The organism is Micromonospora haikouensis, from assembly GCF_000876225.1.
In the GTDB taxonomy this organism is placed as follows: domain Bacteria; phylum Actinomycetota; class Actinomycetes; order Mycobacteriales; family Micromonosporaceae; genus Micromonospora; species Micromonospora haikouensis.
The window spans coordinates 2,389,388-2,408,368 of the sequence record NZ_JXSX01000003.1 but is presented as its reverse complement, the minus strand read 5'-3'; the positions used below and the strand labels follow the sequence as shown (position 1 = coordinate 2,408,368).

The following is an 18,981-nucleotide window of genomic DNA, read 5'->3' as shown; positions in this document are numbered from 1 at the left end:
CGCCGTGGAGGAGATCGACCGGGCCATCGTCGCGGCGCTGACCGCCGACGGGCGGCTGTCGTACACGGATCTGGCGGAGAAGGTGGGCCTGTCGGTGTCCGCCGTGCACCAGCGGGTGCGCCGGCTGGAGCAGCGCGGGGTGATCCGGGGGTACGCCGCCCGGGTCTCCTTCGAGGCGGTGGACCTGCCGCTGAGCGCGTTCGTGGCGATCCGGCCGTTCGATCCGTCGCAGCCCGACGACGCCCCGGAGCGGCTGGCCCACCTGCCCGAGATCGACTCCTGCTACTCGGTGGCGGGGGAGGACTTCTACCTGCTGCTGGTGCGGGTGGCCTCCCCTGCCGACCTGGAGCGGCTGCTCCAGGAGATCCGCACGGCCGCGAACGTCACCACCCGCACCACCGTGGTCCTGTCCACCCCGTACGAGAACCGGCCGCCGAAGATCAGCGGGGAGGCGTCGGCCCGGGCGCGGTCCCGGGCGGCGGGGGAGGCGGCTGGTTCCACCGCAGGATGACCGGCCGGCCGTGCTCGTGGCCGAGGGCGCTGACGGTGGCGGTGTCCAGCCGCAGCAGCCCGCCGCCCGACGGCGGCAGGCCGATCCACCGGGCGCCCAGCACCCGCAGGCTGTGCGCGTGGCCGACCAGGGCGACGTCGCCGTCGGCGAGCGCGGCGGAGGCGCGGGCCAGCACCCGGTCGAGCCGCGCGCCCACCTCGGCGGGTGACTCCCCGGCGGGGCAGCCGTCGGTCCAGATGTTCCACCCCGGGCGCTCGGTGTGGATGTCGGCGGTGGTGACGCCCTCGTACCGGCCGTAGTTCCACTCGGCCAGGTCCTCGTCGACCGCCGCGACGGCCAGCCCGGCCAGTTCGGCGGTGCGCAGCGCCCGGCGGCGCCGGCTGGCCAGCACCAGGGCGAAGCGCCGACCGGCCAGGAGCGCGGCGAGGCCGCGGGCCTCCCGCTCGCCGTCGTCGGTGAGCTCCAGGTCGGTGTACGAGGTGTGCCGGCGGCTGGCGCTCCACTCGGTCTCGCCGTGGCGGACGAGGACGATCTCTCCCATCCGCCCAGTCAACCAGGCCCTCGCCGTCCGATCACACCTAGCCTCCTAGGATGATCTACGCCACGTGACCCGCGTCCCGCCGCCCGAGGTTTCCGCTGCCCGCGCCCCGGGCATGCCTACGGTCAGGGGCAGTGAGGCCCCGGAACGCCGGAGCAGAGGGAGTCGAGATGAGCTTCACCGACAAGGCGAAGAACAAGGCCCAGGAGCTGGCCGGCGCTGCCAAGGAGCGCGTCGGCGACATGACCGACAACGAGCGTCTGCGGGCCGAGGGTGCCACCGAGCAGAGCGACGCGCGGGCCCGGCAGGCGGGCGAGCACGTCAAGGACGCCGGCCGGGACGTGCGCGACGCGTTCACCAAGTGACCCGACCGCGCGGCGGCCCCGGAGGATCCTCCTCCGGGGCCGCCGTCGTCGGTGCCGTCCCCGCCGCCGGGGGAGGAGCGTGGGCTAGGAAACCCGGGTGACGCGGATCGCGTCGGCGATGACGAGGCCGGTGCCGGTGGTCCACCGGCTCACGCCGACCCGGTTGGCGTCGCCGGCGGGGAGGGCGAACGTGCCGAGGGCGCGCCACTGCCCGCCGGTGGCGCGCTGGTCGGCGTACACGGTCTTGTTGCCGATGGTGGTGGCGACGAGGTAAGGGGTGGCGTTGTTGTATCCGGCGTTGGCCGGCCACCAGGCGTCGACCCGGTAGGTGCCGGTGGCGGGGACGTTGACCCGGTACCAGGCGACGTCGCTGGAGGCGACGGGGTCGGCGTAGCGGTAGTCGGCGCCGTAGCGCTGGCCGGAGTAGGTGGAGACGCGCCAGTTGGCGCTGGCGGTGAAGCGGCCCGAGGTGGCGTTGTCGACGATCGTGCTCCAGGCGGTGCCGCCGCTCATCCGGGCGGCGACGTCGGCGCGCATCACGTCCAGGTCGATGAAGGACGGGTCGATCTTGCCGGTGGTGCTGGTCTCGCGGTGACCGCGGGCGTGGCTCGCGTCGCGGCCGAGGCGGGTGAGCACGGCGGCGGTGGCGCGCAGCGACGCCTCGTACTGGGCGGGGGTCATCTCCTGGCTGACGCCGTTGTAGTCGATCTCCCAGCCGATCATGAGGGTGTTGCCGTCGCCGGCGGGGATGGGTCCGCTGCCGCCGCTGGTGCCGGCGTGGTTGGCGCGGCCGGCGGAGATGAGGTGGAACACGCCGTGATAGTCGACGAGAGCCTGGCAGAGGGGCCCGGGCAGGTCGGAGCGGCCGTTGATGCAGATGCCCAGGGCGGGGTGGGGGTTGGTGGCGCTGGAGGTGGAGGCGGTGTGGTGCCACAGCACGCCGATGGGGTCGAAGTCGCCGGGGCGCATCCGGTTGCGCCAGTCACCCTCCTCGACGACCTGTACGCCGGCGGCGCGCAGGACGTCGGCGAGCCAGCCGACGGTGGCCATCAGGACTGCTCGGTCAGGTCGGCGAGGCACTCGGCGCGTGCCTCGGCCCGGGCGGGCGCGGGGCGCAGGGCGACGGTGAGCGCGGCGGCGACGAGGGCGGGGAAGCCGAGGAGCCCTCGGCGGCGCAGGCGGGCGACGGGTGACGTGGCCACGGCACTCCTCACGGCGGCGGACGGTGGTCCGCCCGGTCGGTGGGCAGGGATGACGGCACGCTATCCGGTTACACCCGTCGATGTCGATACCCTTCAATCGAACTTCCGGGGTTGAAGGTTTCCCGCAACGAGGGCCTGGCCGGAGGCGTTCGTGTCCAGGTTGGACACGGGCTGTCGGCCGGTCTGCCGCGGTCTTCCGGCCCTGTCCGGGGGCGGCCGGCCGCTGCTGTACTCGGGGCATGGTCGTCAAGCTGCGTGAGTTGGTGCGGCGGTGGCCGGTGGCGTCGTTCTTCGCCCTGGCGTACCTGCTGTCGTGGGGTTGGTGGGTGCCGATCGCGGTCGCCGGGGGCGTGGTGCGGGGCGGCGATCCGTGGCCCACGCACATGCCCGGCCTGCTCGGGCCGCTGCTGGCGGCGGTGACCGTCACCGCGCTGACCGGTGGTCGCGCGGCGGTGGCAGGGTACGTCGGCCGGCTGTGGCGCTGGCGCGGCGGCTGGCGCACGGCGGCGTTGGCGGCCAGCCCGCTGGCGATGCTGGCCATCGGGCTGATCGTCGCCGCCCTGGCCGGTCAGCCGGTCCCACCCTGGCGGGACCTGTTCGTGATCAGCGGGTTGCCGTCGGCGGCGCTGCCGATGCTCCTGGGCCTGATCGTGCTCAACGGCCTGGGGGAGGAGGGCGGGTGGCGTGGCTTCGCCCAGGAGCGGCTCCAGGACCGCCACGGGCCGGTCCGGGCGGCGCTGCTCACCGCCGTCGGGTGGGCGGTCTGGCACGCGCCGCTGTTCGTCATCCTGGCCACCTTCCGCGGCTTCCGCCCCGCCGTGCTGCCCGGCTTCTTCCTCGGCATGCTCGCCGGCGCGGTGGTGCTGGCGTACGTGTACAACGCCGCGGGCGGCGGCATCGCCGCCGCTGCCTGCTGGCACGTGGCCTACAACCTGTCCTCGGCGTCGGCCGCCGCGTCGGGAACCGTCGCCGCCGTCTCCACCACCGTCGTCATGCTGTGGGCGGTGCTCCTGTTGATCGCGGCCTGGCGCGCGGCCCACCGTGGCGCACCCTCGCCACTGCTCGCCGGCCGGCGTCACGTCGAAGCCGAGGCACCAACCCTAGCGTCCTAGGACGCCTTAGGGGGCGTGGCACGCCACGCCGAACCCAAAAAGCATGGGCCCCGGCGTACGCCGGGGCCCATGGGTCGAGCGGATGTCGCTCAGTCGTCGCGGTGCTCGTGCCACCACTGCTGGCCGGCGGCGGGCAGGGTGTCGATCGGGTCGTAGTAGGCGTAGCGCTTGTTGAGCGCCTCCAGGTCGGCCGACTCGATCGACGTGCGGTAGTTCTTCGTCCAGTAGGAGATGCCGCGCTCGCGGTCGTAGTCGGTGAGCATGTGCACCCACCGCTTGCCGACGAACGGCACGTCGCAGACGATCCGCGGAGTGGCGTAGCCGGGCAGGTAGCCCATGATGTCGTGCTGGAGCTGCTGGGCGTGCCAGACCGGGACCCGCCAGTGCTCGGCGTTGGGGATCATGTCGCACATGTAGAAGTAGTAGGGCAGGATGCCCGCCTCGCCCTGGAGTGCGAAACAGAGGTCGAGCAGGTCGGGGGCGGTGGCGTTGACGCCGCGCATGAGCACGCCCTGGTTGCGCACGTCGCGTACGCCGACGTCGAGGGCGGTCTGGGCGGCCTTCGCGACCAGCGGGGTGAGCGACTGGGCGTGGTTGACGTGGGTGTGGATGGCCAGGTTGACGCCCCGGCGGGCGGCGGTGCGGGCGACCCGCTCCAGGCCCTCGACGACGTCGGGCTGCAGCCAGTGCTGGGGCAGGCCCATGAGGGCCTTGGTGGCGAGCCGGACGTCGCGGATGGTTTCGATCTCCAGCAGCCGCATCAGGTACGACTCGAGGTTGCGCCACGGGACGTTGGCCACGTCGCCGCCGGAGACGACCACGTCGCGTACGCCGGGGTGGGCCTTGAGGTAGGTGATGTGGGCGTCGTACCGGTCGACGGGCTTGAGGGTGAGCTTGAGCTTGTCGACGGCGGGGGTGGAGTTGCCGACGAGGTCCATCCGGGTGCAGTGCCCGCAGTACTGGGGGCAGGTGGAGAGCAGTTCGGCGAGGACCTTCGTCGGGTAGCGGTGGGTGAGGCCTTCGGCGACCCACATGTCGTGCTCGTGGAGGGAGTCGCGGCTGGCGTACGGGTGGGAGGGCCAGTCGGTGCGCCGGTCGGAGGCGACGGGGATCATGTAGCGCCGGATGGGGTCGGCGAGGAGCGCGGTGGTGGTCAGGGGCGCGTGCGGCACCATGGTGTTGATCATTTGGGGTGGCACGAGCATGGACATGGTGGCCAGGGCCTGCTGGTCGGCCTCCAGGTCGGCGTAGAAGGACTCGTCGACGGTGTCGCCGAGGACGGCGTGCAGCTGCTTGATGTTCTTGACGCAGTTGACGCGCTGCCACTGGGCGCTTTCCCACTGGTCTCGGGTGACGTGGCGCCAGCCGGGGAAGCGGGTCCAGTCGGGTTCGACCAGGGGGCTGCGGCGGTATTCGTAGGGCTGCCCGGCGGTCGGTGCGGCGACCGGGGCGTGACGGGGCTGAGGGATGGTCTCAGCCGGTTGGGTCTGGGTCACGGCCCCTCCTCGGTGCGTGGTGCGGATGATCGGCGGCCCGTAGGCTACTGGAAAATATCCGGCGAAGAAATTAGTCTGCCGTAAGTTTTCCCGCGATGCGAGTCCCGGGCGGGGCTTCGGGCGGTTGGACAGGGGAGGTCGGCGTGACGTCACCGGTGGGTCTGCACCGCGTTGTCGAACCGGCGGGGGTGCTGCCGCAGGCGGCGTGGCGGTTGGACGCCAGCGCGCGGATCGCGCCGAACGAGGTGCGGATCCGGGTGGAGCGGTTGAACCTGGACGCGGCGAGTTTCCGGCAGTTGTGGCAGAAGCACGGCGGGGACGGGGAGAAGGTCCGCGCCGAGGTGCTGGAGATCGTCGCGACGCGGGGGAAGATGCAGAACCCGGTGACGGGGTCGGGCGGGATGCTGATCGGCACCGTGGAGGAGGCGGGTCGGCGGTCGCCGCTGGGGCTGCGGGTGGGTGATCGGGTGGCGACGTTGGTGTCGCTGACGCTGACCCCGTTGGCGATCACCGACGGGTTGGCGCGCTGGGACGGGCGCAGCGAGCAGGTGCCGTGTGACGGGTACGCGATCCTGTTCGCGCGGTCGATCGCGGCGGTGTTGCCGGCGGATCTGCATCCGGAGTTGTCGCTCGCGGTGCTGGACGTGTGTGGGGCGCCGGCGTTGACGGCGCGGGTGGTGGCCGATCAGGTGGCGCGGCGGGAGCGGGCGGGTGATTCCCGGCCGGTGTGTGTGGCGGTGATCGGTGGGGCGGGCAAGAGCGGGTCGTTGTCGTTGGCTGCGGCGCGGCGGGCGGGTGCGGCTCGTACGGTCGGGGTGGTGCCGGTGGTGGCGGAGCGGGACGCGTTGGTGGCGGCGGGTCTGGCGTCGGAGGTGGTGTTGGCCGATGCGCGGGATCCGGTGGGGTTGTCGACTGCGGTGACGTCGGCGTTGGGGGTGCCGGCGGACGTGACGGTGGTGTGTGTGGATGTGCCGGGTTGTGAGCATGGGGCGGTGTTGGCGACGGCGGACGGCGGGACGGTGATCTTCTTCTCGATGGCGACGAGTTTCGCGGCGGCGGCGTTGGGGGCGGAGGGGTTGGCGGCGGACGTGACGATGCTGGTGGGCAACGGGTACGTGCCGGGGCATGCGGAGTTGGCGTTGGGGTTGTTGCGGTCGGAGCCTGGGGTGCGTGGCCTGTTCGAGGCCCGGTTGGCGGCAGACTGACGTCATGACTAGTCCCTCGATCTTGTACCGCGGTGGAGTGCTGCATTGTCCGGCGGATCCGCGTGCGACGGCGTTGTTGGTGCGTGACGGGCGGATCGCCTGGTTGGGGGTGGACGCGGAGGCGCCGTCGGCGGACCGGGTGGTGGATCTGGCGGGGGCGTTGGTGACGCCGGCGTTCGTGGATGCGCATGTGCATGCGACGGACACGGGGTTGGCGTTGTCGGGGCTGGACCTGTCGGGGGTGCGGTCGGCGGGGCAGTTGTTGGACGCGGTGTCGGTGTTCGCGGCGGGGTTGCCGGGTGACGCGGTGGTGTTGGGGCACGGGTGGGACGAGTCGGGTTGGGGCGACGTGGTGTTGCCGGATGCGGCGGCGGTGGGTCGGGCGGCGGGTGGGCGGCGGGTGTATCTGTCGCAGGCGTCGATTCATTCGGCGTTGGTGTCGGAGGCGTTGCTGGCGGCGTGTCCGGAGGTGGTGTCGGCGGCCGGGTTCGACGCGTCGGGGTGGTTGCGGCGGGACGCGCACCATGTGGTGCGGGCGGCGGCGTTCGGGTCGGTGACGCGGGCGCAGCGGGTGGCGGCGCAGCGGCGGGCTCTGGAGCATGCGGCGTCGTTGGGTATCGCCGCGGTGCACGAGTGCGGTGGTCCGGAGATCTCCGACGAGGAGGACTTCACGGGGTTGCTGGGGATTTCCGGGCGGGGTGTGCCGGAGGTGTACGGGTACTGGGGTGAGCTGTTGGGTGCGGAGCGGGCGCGGGAGTTGGGTGCGGTCGGTGCGGGTGGGGATCTGTTCGCCGATGGTGCGTTGGGGTCGCGGACGGCGCACGTGTCGGCGGCGTACCTGGATGGGGAGCCGGGGGCGTGCGGGCACGGGTACGTGTCGGCGGAGCAGGTGCGTGATCACGTGTTGGATTGTGTGGCGCACGGGGTGCAGGGCGGGTTCCACGCGATCGGTGATGCGGCGATCGGGACGGTGTTGGCGGGGTTCGCGGGGGCGGCGGAGCGGGTGGGGGTGGAGCGGTTGCGGGCGGGGCGGCATCGGGTGGAGCACGCGGAGTTGATGAGCCGGCGGTTGATCGCGGGTTTTGTGGAGTTCGGGATCGTGGCGTCGATGCAGCCGGCGTTCGACCGGTTGTGGGGTGGTGCGGGTCGGATGTATGAGGCGCGGTTGGGGTTGTCGCGGTCGTTGGAGTCGAATCCGATGGGTGCGATGCATTCGGTGGGGGTGGCGTTGGCTTTCGGGTCTGATTCGCCGGTGACGCCGTTGGATCCGTGGGGTTCGGTGCGGGCGGCGGCGGCGCATCACAATCCGGTGCAGCGGATGAGTGTGCGGGCGGCGTTCGCGGCGCATACCCGGGGTGGGTGGCGGGCGGTGCATCTGGACAACGAGGGTGTGTTGGCGTTGGGGGCGCCGGCGACGTTCGCGGTGTGGGACTCCCCGGCGGGGGTGGAGCGGGGGTTGCCGGTGTTGCAGGCCGAGGATCCGGAGTTGCGGGGTGCGGGTGATCCGACGCCGTTGCCGGTGTGTCGGGCGACGGTGTTGCGGGGTGACGTGATCTACGAGGAAGGCGTGTCGTGACGGGCAAGCTTGGGTTGGATCCGGCGCTGGTGGGGCGGGCGCGGGAGTTGGCGCGTCGGGCCGGGCAGCCGGTGGTGGATCTGGCGCGTAGCCACACGACGGTGTCGGTGGAGCGGGCGGTGTTGCGGCTTGCGGGGGTGTCCGGCGCTGATCCGGACGGGATTCCGTGGGTGAACCGGCTGGTCGACGCGGTGGTCGCCGATGTGGGGTTGGGGCATGGGGTGGCGGTGCCGGTGTTCGACGCGCTGGCGCGGGAGGGCCTTTCGGATGTGACGTTGCTGGCGCAGAAGGCGGCGGCCGGGTCGGTGCGGTTCGCTGTGCCGTCGGGGCGGGCGGCGACGGCGGCGCGTCGGGCGTCGCGTCGGGCGGTGGCGGCGGGGATCCGGCGGATCGATCGGCGGCGGGCGGAGCGGGATCGCCTGGTGAGGCGGTTCGGGGATCCGGCGCAGCGGCCGTGGATCTATCTGATCGTGGCGACGGGTGACATCTACGAGGACATTCCGCAGGCGCAGGCGGCGGCGCGGGCGGGTGCGGACGTGATCGCGGTGATCCGGTCGACGGGGCAGTCGCTGTTGGACTATGTGCCGGAGGGGGCGACGCGGGAGGGGTTCGCGGGGACGTATGCGACGCAGGAGAACTTCCGGTTGATGCGGGCGGCGTTGGATTCCTCGTCGCGGGAGTTGGGCCGGTATGTGCGGTTGACGAACTACGCGTCGGGTCTGTGCATGCCGGAGATGGCGACGCTCGCGGGCCTGGAGCGGCTGGACATGATGCTCAACGATTCGATGTACGGGATTCTGTTCCGGGACATCAATCCGATCCGGACGTTCGTGGATCAGCGGTTCTCGCGGCAGGTGCACGCGCGGGCGGGGATCATCATCAACACGGGTGAGGACAACTATCTGACCACTGCGGATGCGGTGGACGAGGCGCATACGGTGACGGTGTCGCAGTTGTTGAACGAGTTCTTCGCGCACGAGGCGGGGCTGGCGGACTGGCAGTTGGGGTTGGGGCACGCGTTCGAGATCAACCCGGATGTGTCGGAGTCGTTGCGCCTGGAGTTGGCGCACGCGTTGTTGGCGCGGGAGTTGTTTCCGGATGCGCCGTTGAAGTGGATGCCGCCGACGAAGCACATGACGGGGGACGTGTTCCGGGGGAATCTGCTCGACGGGTTCTTCAACCTGGTGGGTGCGATGACGGGGCAGGGGATTCTGCTGGTCGGGATGATGACGGAGGCGGTGGTGACGCCGTGGTTGTCGGACCGGGACATCGCGTTGCAGAACGTGCGGTACGTGCTGGGTGCGGCGGGCGGGTTGCACGAGGATTTCGTGCCGGCGTCGGGTGGGTTCATCCAGCAGCGTGCGCGCCGGGTGTTGGGTGAGGCGGTGGACCTGTTGGAGCGGATCGGGGACCAGTCGTTGTTGACGGCGATCGCGGAGGGCACGTTCGGGATCATGAAGCGGCCGGCGGATCGGGGGAAGGGTCTCGACGGGGTGGCGCGGCATGAGGGCGACTACTACAACCCGGCCACGGAGATCCTGGAGCAGCCGGCATGAGCGAGCGCACCGAGCGGAGCGAGGGCTGCGGGAGCATGCCCGGTCAGCGCGGCATGAGCGGGAAGACGGTGGTGCGGCCGTACGGGGACACGACGGGTGACGGCATGGTGCAGGTGTCGTTCACGTTGCCGGTGCCGCACGACAAGCGGGCCGAGGGCGCGGCGGTGCAGCTGGCGAACAAGATGGGCCTGGATCCGGCGATGCTGGTGCATGCCCGGCAGATGGGTGACGGGTTCACGTTCTTCGTGGTGTACGGGCGGGTGAACCACCTGGTGGACCTGGCGAAGGTGCAGGTGGTGGAGCGTGACTATCCGCTGTTGTCGGCCAAGGAGGTCAACGCGGTGGTGAAGCGGCGGCTGCGCCGCAAGCTGTCGGTGGTGGGGGCGTGCATCGGCACGGACGCGCACACGGTGGGCATCGACGCGATCCTCAACGTGAAGGGCATCGCCGGGGAGAAGGGTCTGGAGTACTACCGGGAGTTGAAGGTGACGAACCTGGGTGCGCAGGTGAGTGTGCCGGAGCTGGTGGAGGCGGCGCGGCGGGAACGCGCCGACGCGGTGCTGGTGTCGCAGGTGGTGACGCAGCGGGATGCGCACCTGCACAACACGCGGGAGATGTCGGCGGCGTTCCGGGAGGCGATGCCGGCCGGGAAGCGGCCGTTGTTGATCGTCGGTGGGCCGCGGTTCGACGAGTCGATGACCGGCGAGTTGGGTGTGGATCGGATCTTCGGCCGGGGCACGACTCCGGGTGAGGTGGCCAGTTATCTCGTTCATGCTCTGATCACGTCGAGGAAGGCGAGTGTCGCATGAGTGATCCCCGGGTCGGTTTGACCGTGGTGCACCGTCGGTATGTGCCGTATTCGCATGCGCATTATGCGGGGAACCTGGTCGACGGGGCGTACGCGTTGGGGTTGTTCGGGGATGTGGCGACGGAGGTGTGTATCCGTACCGACGGGGATGAGGGGTTGTTCGCGTCGTATTCGGAGGTGCAGTTCCGGGCGCCGTTGCGGGCGGGCGACGTGGTGGAGGTGGTGGCGACGGTGACGCGGGTGGGCACGCGGAGCCGCACGATCGACTTCGAGGCGCGGGTGGTGTGTCGGGGCCGCCCGGATCGGGGTGAGTCGGCGGCGGAGGTGTTGGCGGAGCCGATCGTGGCGGTGACGGCGACGGGCACGGTGGTCGTGCCGCCGGTGGCGTGAGCACTGCGGTCTGCGTCGACGTGGGTTCGACGTACACGAAGGCGGTGGTGGTCGACCTGGATGCTGGTCGGCTGGTGGGTGCGGGGGCGTCGCCGACGACGGTGGGTTCGGACGTGTTGCGGGGGTTGGACGCGGCGGTGGGTGCGGCGACGGCGGCGGCCGGTGTGGGTGACGTGCCGTGGTATGTGTGTTCGTCGGCCGGGGGTGGGTTGCGCCTTGCGGTGGTGGGCTACGAGGCGTTGGTGACGGCGCAGGCGGGTCGGCGGGTGGGCCTGTCGGCGGGGGCGGACGTGGTGCATGTGGCCGCCGGCCGGTTGGGTGCGGCGCAGGTGTCGGCGTTGCGGGCGGCGCGTCCGGACGTGGTGTTGCTGGTGGGTGGCACCGACGGTGGTGACGCGGAGGTGTTGACGCTCAACGCGACGCGGTTGGCGCGGGCGCGGTGGCGGGTGCCGGTGGTGTTGGCGGGCAACGTCGACGTGCGCGAGGAGTTGCGGGCGGTGTTGGCCGGGGCGGGGGTGCCGGTGACGGTGGCCGACAACGTGCTGCCGCGCATCGGGGTGTTGGAGCCGGGGTCGGCGCGGGCGGCGATCCGGGAGGTGTTCCTGCGGCATGTGATCGGTGGGAAGCGCCTGTCGCGGGGGCCTCGGTTCGGGCGGTTGGTGCGGGCGGCGACGCCGGACGCGGTGTTGACGGGGGTGGAGGTCCTCGCGGACGCCGTGGGTGGTGATCTGGTGGTGGTGGACGTGGGTGGGGCGACGACGGATGTGTATTCGGTGTTGACGCCGGACGAGCGGGCGGCGGGGCCGGGGCGGGAGGTCGCCGGGTCGTTGTGGCGGGCCCGCACGGGGGAGGGGGATCTGGGGGTGCGGTGGAGCGCGCCGGGGGTGGTGCGGGCGGCGGTGCAGGAGCGGCTGGTCGACGCGGTGGAGGCGGGGGCGTTGGCGGTGGCGGCGGGGGTGCGGGCGGCGGATCCGGGGTTCGTGGCGGCGGACGAGGCGGGGTGGGTGGTGGACGCGCGGATCGCGGCGTTGGCGGCGACGGTGGCGGTGCGTCGGCATGCGCGGGGCGGGGCGACGGGGGAGCGTGGGGGGCGGGATCTGCGGGACGTGCGGTTGCTGGTCGGGTCGGGGGGTGTGTTGCGTCACGTGCCGGCGGGGGCGGGTGCGGGGGTGTTGGGGGCGGTGTTGTCGGATCACGCGGGTGGGTGGGCGGTGCCGCGGGCGGCGCGGGCGGTGGTGGACGTCGAGTACGTGCTGGCGGCGGCGGGGTTGTTGGCGGCGGATCATCCGCAGGCGGCGGGGGCGTTGGTGCGTCGGCATCTCGCCGTGGATTGAGACTCGCCGACGCGACACGCCGTGTGGGTGGGGCGACTGGCCGGGGCGGGTTGACAGGGGCCGGGGGGCAGCACGTACCGTCTTTGAGTCCTACTACGGGAAGCGGCTGTTGTTCGCTTCGTCCCTTCGTCCGCTGGCCGAGTGACCTTCGGGTTACGGCGGCCAGGTCCAGCGGGCGGGGGTCGGCGGGGCGGCGCGAACCGGCCGCGGTTACCGGTGTACGGGCAGGGTGAGGTGCGCGGCCAGTAGACAACGGCCAGGCGGGGGCAGCCAGTTTCCCGTCGGGTCGGTCCGAAGGTCGTTGTGCCTGATCCTCGCCCCACCGGCCGGGAAGGGCCTGGGAGCATCGGGGTGCGGCGTATGCCGCGCCCCGATTTCCGTTTCGCAGGTGGCGTCTGTCGCCGGCTTGTCGGGGTGGGGCGGGTAGCCTTCGGCGGTGTGATCGCAGGTGAGATGCCGGTGACGGCTGTCGCGCAGGACCCGTCGTCTGCGCCCGTAATGTGCCCGGGGGCGGGGTCGCTGCCGTTGCGGGTGGCCGTGCCGGTGGCGGTGGCCGCCGGGTTGGTGCTGTTGGTGGCGTTCCCCCCGTACGACTGGTGGGTGGGTGCCCCGGTGGGGGTGGCGTTGCTGGCGGCGGCGACGCACCGGCGTCGGGTGCGGGCCGGGGCGGGGTTGGGTTTCCTGGCGGGGTTGGCGTTGTTCGCGCCGCTGCTGGAGTGGACGAACCTGCACACGGGGATGCTGCCGTGGGTGTTGTTGTCGCTGTCGCAGGCGGCGGTGGTGGCGCTGCTGGGTGCCGCGTCGGCGTGGGTGTCGCCGGTGGTGGACCGGTGGCGGTGGGCGTGGCCGCTGGTGTGCGGGGTGTTGTGGGTGGGGCAGGAGGCGCTGCGGTCGCGGGCGCCGTTCGGGGGGTTCCCGTGGGGCCGGTTGGCGTTCAGCCAGGGGGATGCGCCGACGTTGCGGTTGGCGGCGTGGGGTGGGGCGCCGCTGGTGACGTTCGCGGTGGCCGCGGCGGGTGGTCTGCTGGTGGTGGCGCTGTGGCGGCCGTGGCGGTCCGGGGGTGCGCGGGGGCGGTGGGCGGCGGTGGGGCCGGCGGTCGCGGCGGTGGCGGTGCTGTCGGTGGGGTGGCTGGTGCCGGTGGGTGTGGCCGGCGGTGGGGCCGCGGTGTCGGTGGCGGTGGTGCAGGGCAACGTGCCGCGGCTGGGGTTGGACTTCAACGCCCAGCGGCAGGCGGTGCTGAACAATCATGTGCAGGCGACGTTGGACCTGGCGGCGCAGGTGGCGGCCGGGCAGCGCCGGCAGCCGGACCTGGTGGTGTGGCCGGAGAACGCCAGCGACATCGACCCGTTGCGCAGCGCGGCGGCCGGTGAGCGTATCGGCGTCGCGGCGGCGGCGGTGCGGGCGCCGATCCTGGTGGGTGCGGTGCTGGTGGGGCCGGGGCCGGGGCAGAGCCAGAACGCGGGGATCCTGTGGCGGCCGGGGGCCGGGCCTGATCTGGAGCAGATGTACACGAAGCGGCATCCGGTGCCGTTCGCCGAGTACGTGCCGTTGCGGGACGTGGCGCGGATGATCAGCAAGGAGGTCGACCGGGTCCGCAGCGACATGGTGGCCGGTGACCGGCCGGGGGTCGTGGACGCGGGTGCGGTGACGGTGGGTGACGTGATCTGTTTCGAGGTGGCCTACGACGGGCTGGTGCGGGACACGGTCACCGGCGGGGCGCAGGTGCTGGTGGTGCAGACGAACAACGCGACGTTCGACGTGGCGGAGGCGCGCCAGCAGTTGGCGATGGTGCGGTTGCGGGCGGTGGAGCACGGCCGTGCGTCGTTGATGGCGTCGACGGTGGGGGTGTCCGGGTTCGTCGGCGCCGACGGGCGGGTATCCGACGCCACCGGGTTCAACACCCGGGCCGTGGTGTCGCGGCAGTTGCGCCTCGGTGACGGGCGCACCCTGGCCACCCGGGTCGGGGTGTGGCCGGAGGCGGCGTTGGTCGCGGTGGCGGTGGCCGTGATGGCCGGTGCGGCGGTGCTGCGCCGGCGGCGTTCGGGCGCCGGACGGTCCCGGGTGACGGCGGGGTGACGGACGCGCGCCGGCGGTGCCGGCGCGCGGGGCGGGGGGAACGGTGGGTGCAGCGGTGGGCGTGCGAGCACGGGCGGGCCGGGCGCCGCTGCGGCGGGTGCTGGTGGTCATCCCCACCTACAACGAGGCCGACAACGTGACGTCGATCGTGGCGCGGGTGCGGGCCGCCGCGCCCGAGGTGGACGTGTTGGTCGCCGACGACGCCAGCCCCGACGGCACGGGGGTCCTCGCGGATGCCCTGGCGGCCTGCGACGGGCGGGTGCACGTGCTGCACCGGGCCGGTAAGGAGGGGCTCGGCGCGGCGTATCTGGCGGGGTTCGCGTGGGCGCGGGAACGCGGCTACGACGCGGTGGTGGAGATGGACGCCGACGGTTCCCACGCGCCGGAGGACCTGCCGAGGTTGTTGGCCGCGGCCGCCGACGCGGACGTGGTGATCGGGTCGCGGTGGTGCCGGGGGGCGCGGGTGGTGGGGTGGCCGCTGCGGCGGCTGCTGCTGTCGCGGTGCGGGAACCTGTACGCGCGGATGGCGTTGGGGATGCCGGTGACGGACGCGACGGGCGGGTACCGGGTGTACCGGTTGGCGGTGTTGGACGCGGTGGACCTGGGGTCGGTGTGTTCGCAGGGGTATTCGTTCCAGGTGGAGTTGTCGCGGCTGGCGCATCGGGCGGGGGCGCGGATCGTGGAGGTGCCGATCACGTTCGCGGAGCGTCAGCGGGGGGCGAGCAAGATGAGCGGGTTGATCGTGGCGGAGGCGTTGTGGCGGGTCAGTGTGTGGGCGGTGCAGGATCGGCGGACGGCGTGGCGGCGGGGTCTGCACGGCACCGGTGACGGTCAGGTGCGGTGGCCGTGAGCGGCGGCGTGTCATGCTTGCTGCAGCAGGTGGTGGGACGCGACGGGGCGATGGGGTGAGATGCGCCGAGGACTGAGGTTCATGCCGGTGGCCGCGCTGGCGGCCGTGGTGGCGGAGCTGGCGGTGTTCGTGGGTGTCGGCCGGGCTGTCGGGTTCGGTTCGGCGGTGCTGCTGGTGTTCGCGGCGTCGCTGCTGGGGTTGGTGTTGTTGCGCCGGGAGGGCATGCGGGCGTGGCGGGGGTTCCGGGCTGCCGCGCAGGCGGGCGCGCCGCCGGGCCCGCAGGTCACCGACGGGCTGGTGGGGTTGCTGGGGGCGTTGCTGCTGGCGGTGCCGGGCCTGGTTTCCGGTGTGGTGGGGCTGCTGCTGCTGGTGCCGCCGGTGCGGCGGCTGGCAGGCGCGGGGGTGCGGCGGGCCACAGAGCGGCGGGTGTCGTCGATGGTGGCCGGTGACCTGTTCGGGCCGCGGCGGGTGCGGGTGCGCCGCGGCGACGCGGCGCCGTCCGCGCAGCCGGAGCCGCAGGAGCCGGCGCCGTCCGCGCAGCCGGAGCCGCAGGAGCCGGCGCCGACGGTGGTCGACGGTGGCCGGGCCATCGAGGGTGAGATCGTCGAACGGTAGAGCGGCCACGCGAAACGCCCCCGCAAGGGTGATCCCTGCGGGGGCGTCGTCGTGGGTGTGGGGTCAGGCGCGGCCCCGGCGGGTGCGGACCTCCTGGAGCCGTTCGGCGAGGATGTCCTCCAGCTCGGCGATGGAGCGGCGCTCCAGCAGCATGTCCCAGTGGGTGCGCGGCGGCTTGGCCTTCTTCTGCTCCGGCTCGGTGCCGTCGACCAGGCGGGCGACGCTGCCGTCGAACTTGCATTCCCAGGTCGTGGGGACCTCGGCGTCGACGGCGAACGGCACCTCGAACTGGTGGCCCTTGGCGCAGAGGTACTCGCGGGTCTGACGCGGCGCGAGCTCCGTGTTGCGGTCGGATTCGTAGCTGACCGCGCCCAGACGGCTTCCGCGCAGCATACGCTCGCCCATGATCGACTTCCCCTCGTTCGTGGTGCTGGTCTTCAGGTCCAACGGTGTGTGTCGGCCGGGTCATTCCCGCCCCGCCGGGCCGCACCCCGCCGGCCGGGCGGGACGCGGCGAGCCCCGCCGCCCCTGCAAGGGTAGCCGGCCACGCCAGGTGCCCGGCGGGGTCGTCCCGGCCGGGCGAATCGGTGGAGGTGTTCGGCGGCTCACCGGGCATGCTACCCATTCCCGCGCCGGCGTGGGCGGCGACGCCCGGTGACGCGCCGGCCACGCCGCCGGGATGCCGCTGGCCGCCGCCGCCACCGCGCTGCGCTGACCCGCCACCGGCGGCCCGCCGCAGGGTGCCGTCAGCGCGGCGGGGCGCCCAGCCGGGCCAGCGCGGTGGCGAGGTCGCTGACCTGGTCGACCAGTTGCGCCGAGCGGCGCTGCGCGGCGTCGCGTTCGGCCTCGGCCGCGCGTAGCCGTACCTCCAGCTCACCGAGGCGGCCCTCGACGGCGGCGGCGGCCTCCCGCGCGGCCGCCGCCTGGGCGGCGGCCGTGTCGTGGGCGGCGGTGGCCTCGGCCAGCCGCGCCGCCAGCGCCGCCGCCTCCTGGCGGGCGGCCTGCGCCTGCGCCCGGGCGGCTTCGGCGTCGCGGCGGGCGTCGGCGGTGTCGGCGCGCAGCCGGTCGGCCTGCTCGCGGGCCCGCTGCGCGTCGGCGCGGGCGGCGTCGGCGCCCGCCACTGCGGTGCGGGCGTCGGCGAGGGCCTGCTGCGCCTGCGCGTCGGCCTGCTCGGCCCGCTGGCGGGCCTGCGCCGCGGCCTCGGCGTCGCGGCGCGCGGCCTGCAGGGCGGCGTCGCGTTCGGTGGTCAGGTCGGCGGCGCGTTGCCGCTGCGCGTCGCGTTCGCCGCGCATCGTGCGCAGCTCGTGGCGGGCCGCGTCGCGGTCCCGCTCGGCCTGCACCCGCAGCGCCTGCGCCGCGCCCGCGTCGCGGCGGGCGTCGTCGCGGGCCGCCTCGGCCGCTTCGGCCCGCTGCCTGTCGGCGGCCGCGTCGGCCTGCGCCGCGTCGGCGCGGGCGACGGCGGCGTCGCGTTCGGCGGCGGCCGTGCGGGCCTGCTGGCCGGCGCGGGCCGCGACCGCCGCCGCGTCCTGGGCGTCGCGGCGGGCGTCGTCGCGTTCGGTGTGGGCCTGGGCGAGTTCCGCGGCGGTCTCCGCGCGCAGCTGCGCCAGCTGCCGCTGCACCCCCGCCGGGGACAGTTCGGCGTGCAGCGCCTCGGTGAGGGTCTGCACGATCTGGTCGAGGCGGTCCACCGCCTCCCACGTGCGGGCCACCTGACCGGGCAGGCCGGGGGCGTTGCGGTGCCGCATCCGGCTGTTGCGCGAGGCCCGCTGGCAGGCGCCGTCGTTGTCGCGGCAGTAGCGGAACGGCCGGCCCGCGCCGGCCCGTTGCGGCACGTCGCGCCCACAGTGGGCGCAGGGGCGGGTGTCGGCGGTGGGGGAGGGCTGGTCGTCCATCGAGGCGGAAGTCTAGCGACGGGCGTCGGCCACGTCCGGTGACCGCCTGCGGTGGGGCGTCGACAAGGGGCCCCTGCTCCACCGGACGCGTCAAGAGGGGTGTCCCGTCAGCCGGCGGCGCGGGCGGCGCCGTCGAGGGTGTAGCGGCGTTGCAGCAGCACCGCGGCGAGCATCAGCGCCGCCGGCAGCAACCCGAAGCCGTAGCGGATCGCCGCCCCCGCCGCGTCCGGCTGGTCGATCACCTGACCGCCGGTCGAGGCGACGAACCCGCCCGCGGTCAGGCACACCGCGTACGCGTAGGGGCCCAGCGCCGCGCCGGTGGCCTCGGTGGCCGTCCACACCCCGGTGTAGGTGCCCGCGCCGGTGGTGCCGGCGGCGCGGACGACGTCGGGCATCATCGCGAACGGCAGCAGCTGCATGCCGGCGAACGCGACCCCGAGCACCGTCACCGCCGCGACCAGGACGGGCAGGCCGGCGGGGGCGCCCACGGCGAGGACCAGCGACCCGGCCGCGAACGCGCCCTGCGCGACGAGCAGGGCCCGCTGCTTGCCGGCGCGGCGGGCCACGGCCAGCCAGCCCGGGGTGACCAGCAGCGCCGGCGCCACGAACGCGGCGACCAGCACCGTGGTCAGCGCGGGCCGGCCCAGCTCGTACTCGGCGTAGTACGGCACCCCGGCCAGCACCAGGTGCGTCGTGGTCGACATGGCCAGGTAGGCCGCGACCAGCCAGCGGAACTGCCCGTCGCGCAGCGCCGCCGCGAGCGCCCGCCAGCCGCCCGGCGCGTGGCGCTGCGCGGTGGTGCCGGCGGCCCGGCGCAGCCGGCCGATGCCGGCGACCCCGACCAGCATGGCGGCCAGGGCGCCGCCGCCCAGCAGCAGGCCCATCCGCTGGTAGCCGCCGCGAGTCGCGGCGTCGCCGCCGGTCAGCAGCGGCGCGAGCAGCCCGGAGGCCAGGATCCCGGCGGTGAGCACCACCATCCGGAACGCCATCAGCCGGGTCCGCTCGTGGTAGCCGATCCGCAGGTCCGCCGGGGTCGCCAGGTAGGGCACCTGGTATGCGGCGAACAGCAGGTTCCCGGCGACGAACCAGGCCGCGACCCACGCCGCCGCGCCCACGCCGGTGAGGCCGCCGGGCACCGCGAACAGCGCGGCGAACGCCGCGGGCAGCGCGCAGCCGGCCAGCAGCAGCCGCCGCCGGTCGCCGCGGCGGGCCGACTCGGCGTCGCTGCGGTGGCCGACCCACGGGTGGACCAGCACGTCGACCACCTTCGGGGCGAGCAGCGCCAGACCGGCCAGCCACGGCGCCACGGCGAGTACGTCGGTGAGGAAGTACAGCAGCAGCAGCCCGGGTACGGTGACCCACACGCCCATGCCGAGGGAGCCGGCGGCGAAGCCGAGCAGGGGGCCGCGCGGCAGGTCCGCCCGGGGCGCGGGGGCCGGTTGGGTCATCGTGGGC

19 protein-coding genes are annotated in these 18,981 nt (G+C 73.6%); 12 read left to right on the top strand and 7 right to left on the bottom strand.

Features of this window, described 5'->3' with window-relative positions; genetic code table 11:
* Positions 1-4: 4 nt before the first annotated feature.
* The gene (locus tag TK50_RS31660; RefSeq protein ID WP_043969180.1) at positions 5-511 is read left to right on the top strand and encodes an Lrp/AsnC family transcriptional regulator; all 507 of its coding nucleotides are present in this window, start codon (positions 5-7) and stop codon (positions 509-511) included.
* Here the strand turns inward: TK50_RS31660 and TK50_RS31655 are convergent.
* Entirely contained in the window at positions 441-1,052 is a 612-nt protein-coding gene (locus TK50_RS31655) for a histidine phosphatase family protein (RefSeq protein WP_043969179.1), read from the bottom strand. The two genes, TK50_RS31660 and TK50_RS31655, sit on opposite strands and share 71 nt — an antisense overlap.
* 167 nt (positions 1,053-1,219) lie before the next feature.
* On the opposite strand from TK50_RS31655, the gene TK50_RS31650 reads away from it, so the two are divergent.
* Positions 1,220-1,414 (top strand): CsbD family protein, encoded by a 195-nt coding sequence (locus tag TK50_RS31650; RefSeq protein ID WP_043969178.1) that lies wholly within the window; start codon positions 1,220-1,222, stop codon positions 1,412-1,414.
* A gap of 84 nt (positions 1,415-1,498) precedes the next feature.
* Here the strand turns inward: TK50_RS31650 and TK50_RS35550 are convergent, their stop codons facing one another.
* Together TK50_RS35550 and TK50_RS34610 are read right to left on the bottom strand one after the other, a co-directional pair.
* Positions 1,499-2,464, bottom strand: a complete 966-nt coding sequence (locus TK50_RS35550; protein ID WP_043969177.1) for a golvesin C-terminal-like domain-containing protein — start codon at positions 2,462-2,464, stop codon at positions 1,499-1,501.
* Complete coding sequence (locus TK50_RS34610) at positions 2,464-2,616, bottom strand: hypothetical protein (protein ID WP_198956787.1); 153 nt, start codon at positions 2,614-2,616, stop codon at positions 2,464-2,466. Before TK50_RS34610 ends, TK50_RS35550 begins: the two co-directional genes overlap by 1 nt.
* A 239-nt stretch (positions 2,617-2,855) precedes the next feature.
* Between TK50_RS34610 and TK50_RS32455 the strand changes: the two genes are divergently transcribed.
* Complete coding sequence (locus tag TK50_RS32455) at positions 2,856-3,728, top strand: CPBP family intramembrane glutamic endopeptidase (RefSeq protein ID WP_052504038.1); 873 nt, start codon at positions 2,856-2,858, stop codon at positions 3,726-3,728.
* Positions 3,729-3,817: 89 nt separating this feature from the next.
* Here the strand turns inward: TK50_RS32455 and TK50_RS31635 are convergent, their stop codons facing one another.
* Entirely contained in the window at positions 3,818-5,224 is a 1,407-nt protein-coding gene (locus tag TK50_RS31635; protein ID WP_043969176.1) for a KamA family radical SAM protein, read from the bottom strand.
* 143 nt (positions 5,225-5,367) lie between these two features.
* On the opposite strand from TK50_RS31635, the gene kdd reads away from it, so the two are divergent.
* The 9 genes from kdd (at position 5,368) to TK50_RS31590 (ending at position 15,634) form a co-directional block, all read left to right on the top strand.
* Positions 5,368-6,429, top strand: coding sequence for an L-erythro-3,5-diaminohexanoate dehydrogenase (gene kdd / locus TK50_RS31630; RefSeq protein ID WP_043969175.1), 1,062 nt, complete (start codon positions 5,368-5,370; stop codon positions 6,427-6,429).
* A 4-nt stretch (positions 6,430-6,433) separates the two neighbouring features.
* Positions 6,434-8,005: an amidohydrolase gene (locus tag TK50_RS31625; RefSeq protein WP_043969174.1), complete on the top strand. Its 1,572-nt coding sequence runs from the start codon at positions 6,434-6,436 to the stop codon at positions 8,003-8,005.
* Positions 8,002-9,561, top strand: coding sequence for a lysine 5,6-aminomutase subunit alpha (gene kamD, locus TK50_RS31620; protein WP_043969173.1), 1,560 nt, complete (start codon positions 8,002-8,004; stop codon positions 9,559-9,561). The genes TK50_RS31625 and kamD overlap by 4 nt, the downstream gene beginning before the upstream one ends.
* Positions 9,562-9,614: 53 nt before the next feature.
* Positions 9,615-10,370: a lysine 5,6-aminomutase subunit beta gene (gene kamE, locus TK50_RS31615; protein ID WP_043969652.1), complete on the top strand. Its 756-nt coding sequence runs from the start codon at positions 9,615-9,617 to the stop codon at positions 10,368-10,370.
* On the top strand, positions 10,367-10,759 hold the full coding sequence (gene kal, locus TK50_RS31610) for a 3-aminobutyryl-CoA ammonia lyase (RefSeq protein ID WP_043969172.1): 393 nt from the start codon (positions 10,367-10,369) through the stop codon (positions 10,757-10,759). The genes kamE and kal overlap by 4 nt, the downstream gene beginning before the upstream one ends.
* Positions 10,756-12,093, top strand: coding sequence for a glutamate mutase L (locus tag TK50_RS31605; protein WP_043969171.1), 1,338 nt, complete (start codon positions 10,756-10,758; stop codon positions 12,091-12,093). The genes kal and TK50_RS31605 overlap by 4 nt, the downstream gene beginning before the upstream one ends.
* Before the next feature lie 498 nt (positions 12,094-12,591).
* Complete coding sequence (gene lnt, locus TK50_RS31600; protein WP_043969170.1) at positions 12,592-14,169, top strand: apolipoprotein N-acyltransferase; 1,578 nt, start codon at positions 12,592-12,594, stop codon at positions 14,167-14,169.
* A gap of 55 nt (positions 14,170-14,224) precedes the next feature.
* On the top strand, positions 14,225-15,019 hold the full coding sequence (locus TK50_RS31595) for a polyprenol monophosphomannose synthase (RefSeq protein ID WP_374199689.1): 795 nt from the start codon (positions 14,225-14,227) through the stop codon (positions 15,017-15,019).
* Between the two features lie 60 nt (positions 15,020-15,079).
* Positions 15,080-15,634, top strand: a complete 555-nt coding sequence (locus tag TK50_RS31590; RefSeq protein ID WP_043969169.1) for an FxsA family protein — start codon at positions 15,080-15,082, stop codon at positions 15,632-15,634.
* 63 nt (positions 15,635-15,697) lie between these two features.
* Here the strand turns inward: TK50_RS31590 and TK50_RS31585 are convergent, their stop codons facing one another.
* The 3 genes from TK50_RS31585 to TK50_RS31575 all read right to left on the bottom strand — a co-directional run bounded on the left by TK50_RS31585 (position 15,698) and on the right by TK50_RS31575 (position 18,974).
* Positions 15,698-16,039: an RNA polymerase-binding protein RbpA gene (locus TK50_RS31585; RefSeq protein ID WP_007070998.1), complete on the bottom strand. Its 342-nt coding sequence runs from the start codon at positions 16,037-16,039 to the stop codon at positions 15,698-15,700.
* Positions 16,040-16,380: 341 nt separating this feature from the next.
* The gene (locus TK50_RS31580; protein WP_043969168.1) at positions 16,381-17,526 is read right to left on the bottom strand and encodes a hypothetical protein; all 1,146 of its coding nucleotides are present in this window, start codon (positions 17,524-17,526) and stop codon (positions 16,381-16,383) included.
* A 107-nt stretch (positions 17,527-17,633) separates the two neighbouring features.
* Positions 17,634-18,974 carry an MFS transporter gene (locus TK50_RS31575; protein WP_043969167.1) on the bottom strand — a complete coding sequence of 447 codons (1,341 nt, stop codon included), beginning with the start codon at positions 18,972-18,974 and terminating at the stop codon, positions 17,634-17,636.
* Positions 18,975-18,981: the final 7 nt, after the last annotated feature.

What these genes read in the sequence shown, in the direction of transcription:
- TK50_RS31625 (WP_043969174.1), top strand. Translation starts at nt 6,434, where the DNA reads ATGACTAGTCCCTCGATCTTGTACCGCGGTGGAGTGCTGCATTGTCCG.
- TK50_RS31590 (WP_043969169.1), top strand. Translation starts at nt 15,080, where the DNA reads ATGCGCCGAGGACTGAGGTTCATGCCGGTGGCCGCGCTGGCGGCCGTG.
- TK50_RS35550 (WP_043969177.1), bottom strand. Translation starts at nt 2,464, where the DNA reads ATGGCCACCGTCGGCTGGCTCGCCGACGTCCTGCGCGCCGCCGGCGTA.
- kamE (WP_043969652.1), top strand. Translation starts at nt 9,615, where the DNA reads ATGAGCGGGAAGACGGTGGTGCGGCCGTACGGGGACACGACGGGTGAC.
- TK50_RS31585 (WP_007070998.1), bottom strand. Translation starts at nt 16,039, where the DNA reads ATGGGCGAGCGTATGCTGCGCGGAAGCCGTCTGGGCGCGGTCAGCTAC.
- TK50_RS31580 (WP_043969168.1), bottom strand. Translation starts at nt 17,526, where the DNA reads ATGGACGACCAGCCCTCCCCCACCGCCGACACCCGCCCCTGCGCCCAC.
- TK50_RS31650 (WP_043969178.1), top strand. Translation starts at nt 1,220, where the DNA reads ATGAGCTTCACCGACAAGGCGAAGAACAAGGCCCAGGAGCTGGCCGGC.
- TK50_RS32455 (WP_052504038.1), top strand. Translation starts at nt 2,856, where the DNA reads ATGGTCGTCAAGCTGCGTGAGTTGGTGCGGCGGTGGCCGGTGGCGTCG.
- TK50_RS31655 (WP_043969179.1), bottom strand. Translation starts at nt 1,052, where the DNA reads ATGGGAGAGATCGTCCTCGTCCGCCACGGCGAGACCGAGTGGAGCGCC.
- TK50_RS31575 (WP_043969167.1), bottom strand. Translation starts at nt 18,974, where the DNA reads ATGACCCAACCGGCCCCCGCGCCCCGGGCGGACCTGCCGCGCGGCCCC.
- lnt (WP_043969170.1), top strand. Translation starts at nt 12,592, where the DNA reads ATGTGCCCGGGGGCGGGGTCGCTGCCGTTGCGGGTGGCCGTGCCGGTG.
- kal (WP_043969172.1), top strand. Translation starts at nt 10,367, where the DNA reads ATGAGTGATCCCCGGGTCGGTTTGACCGTGGTGCACCGTCGGTATGTG.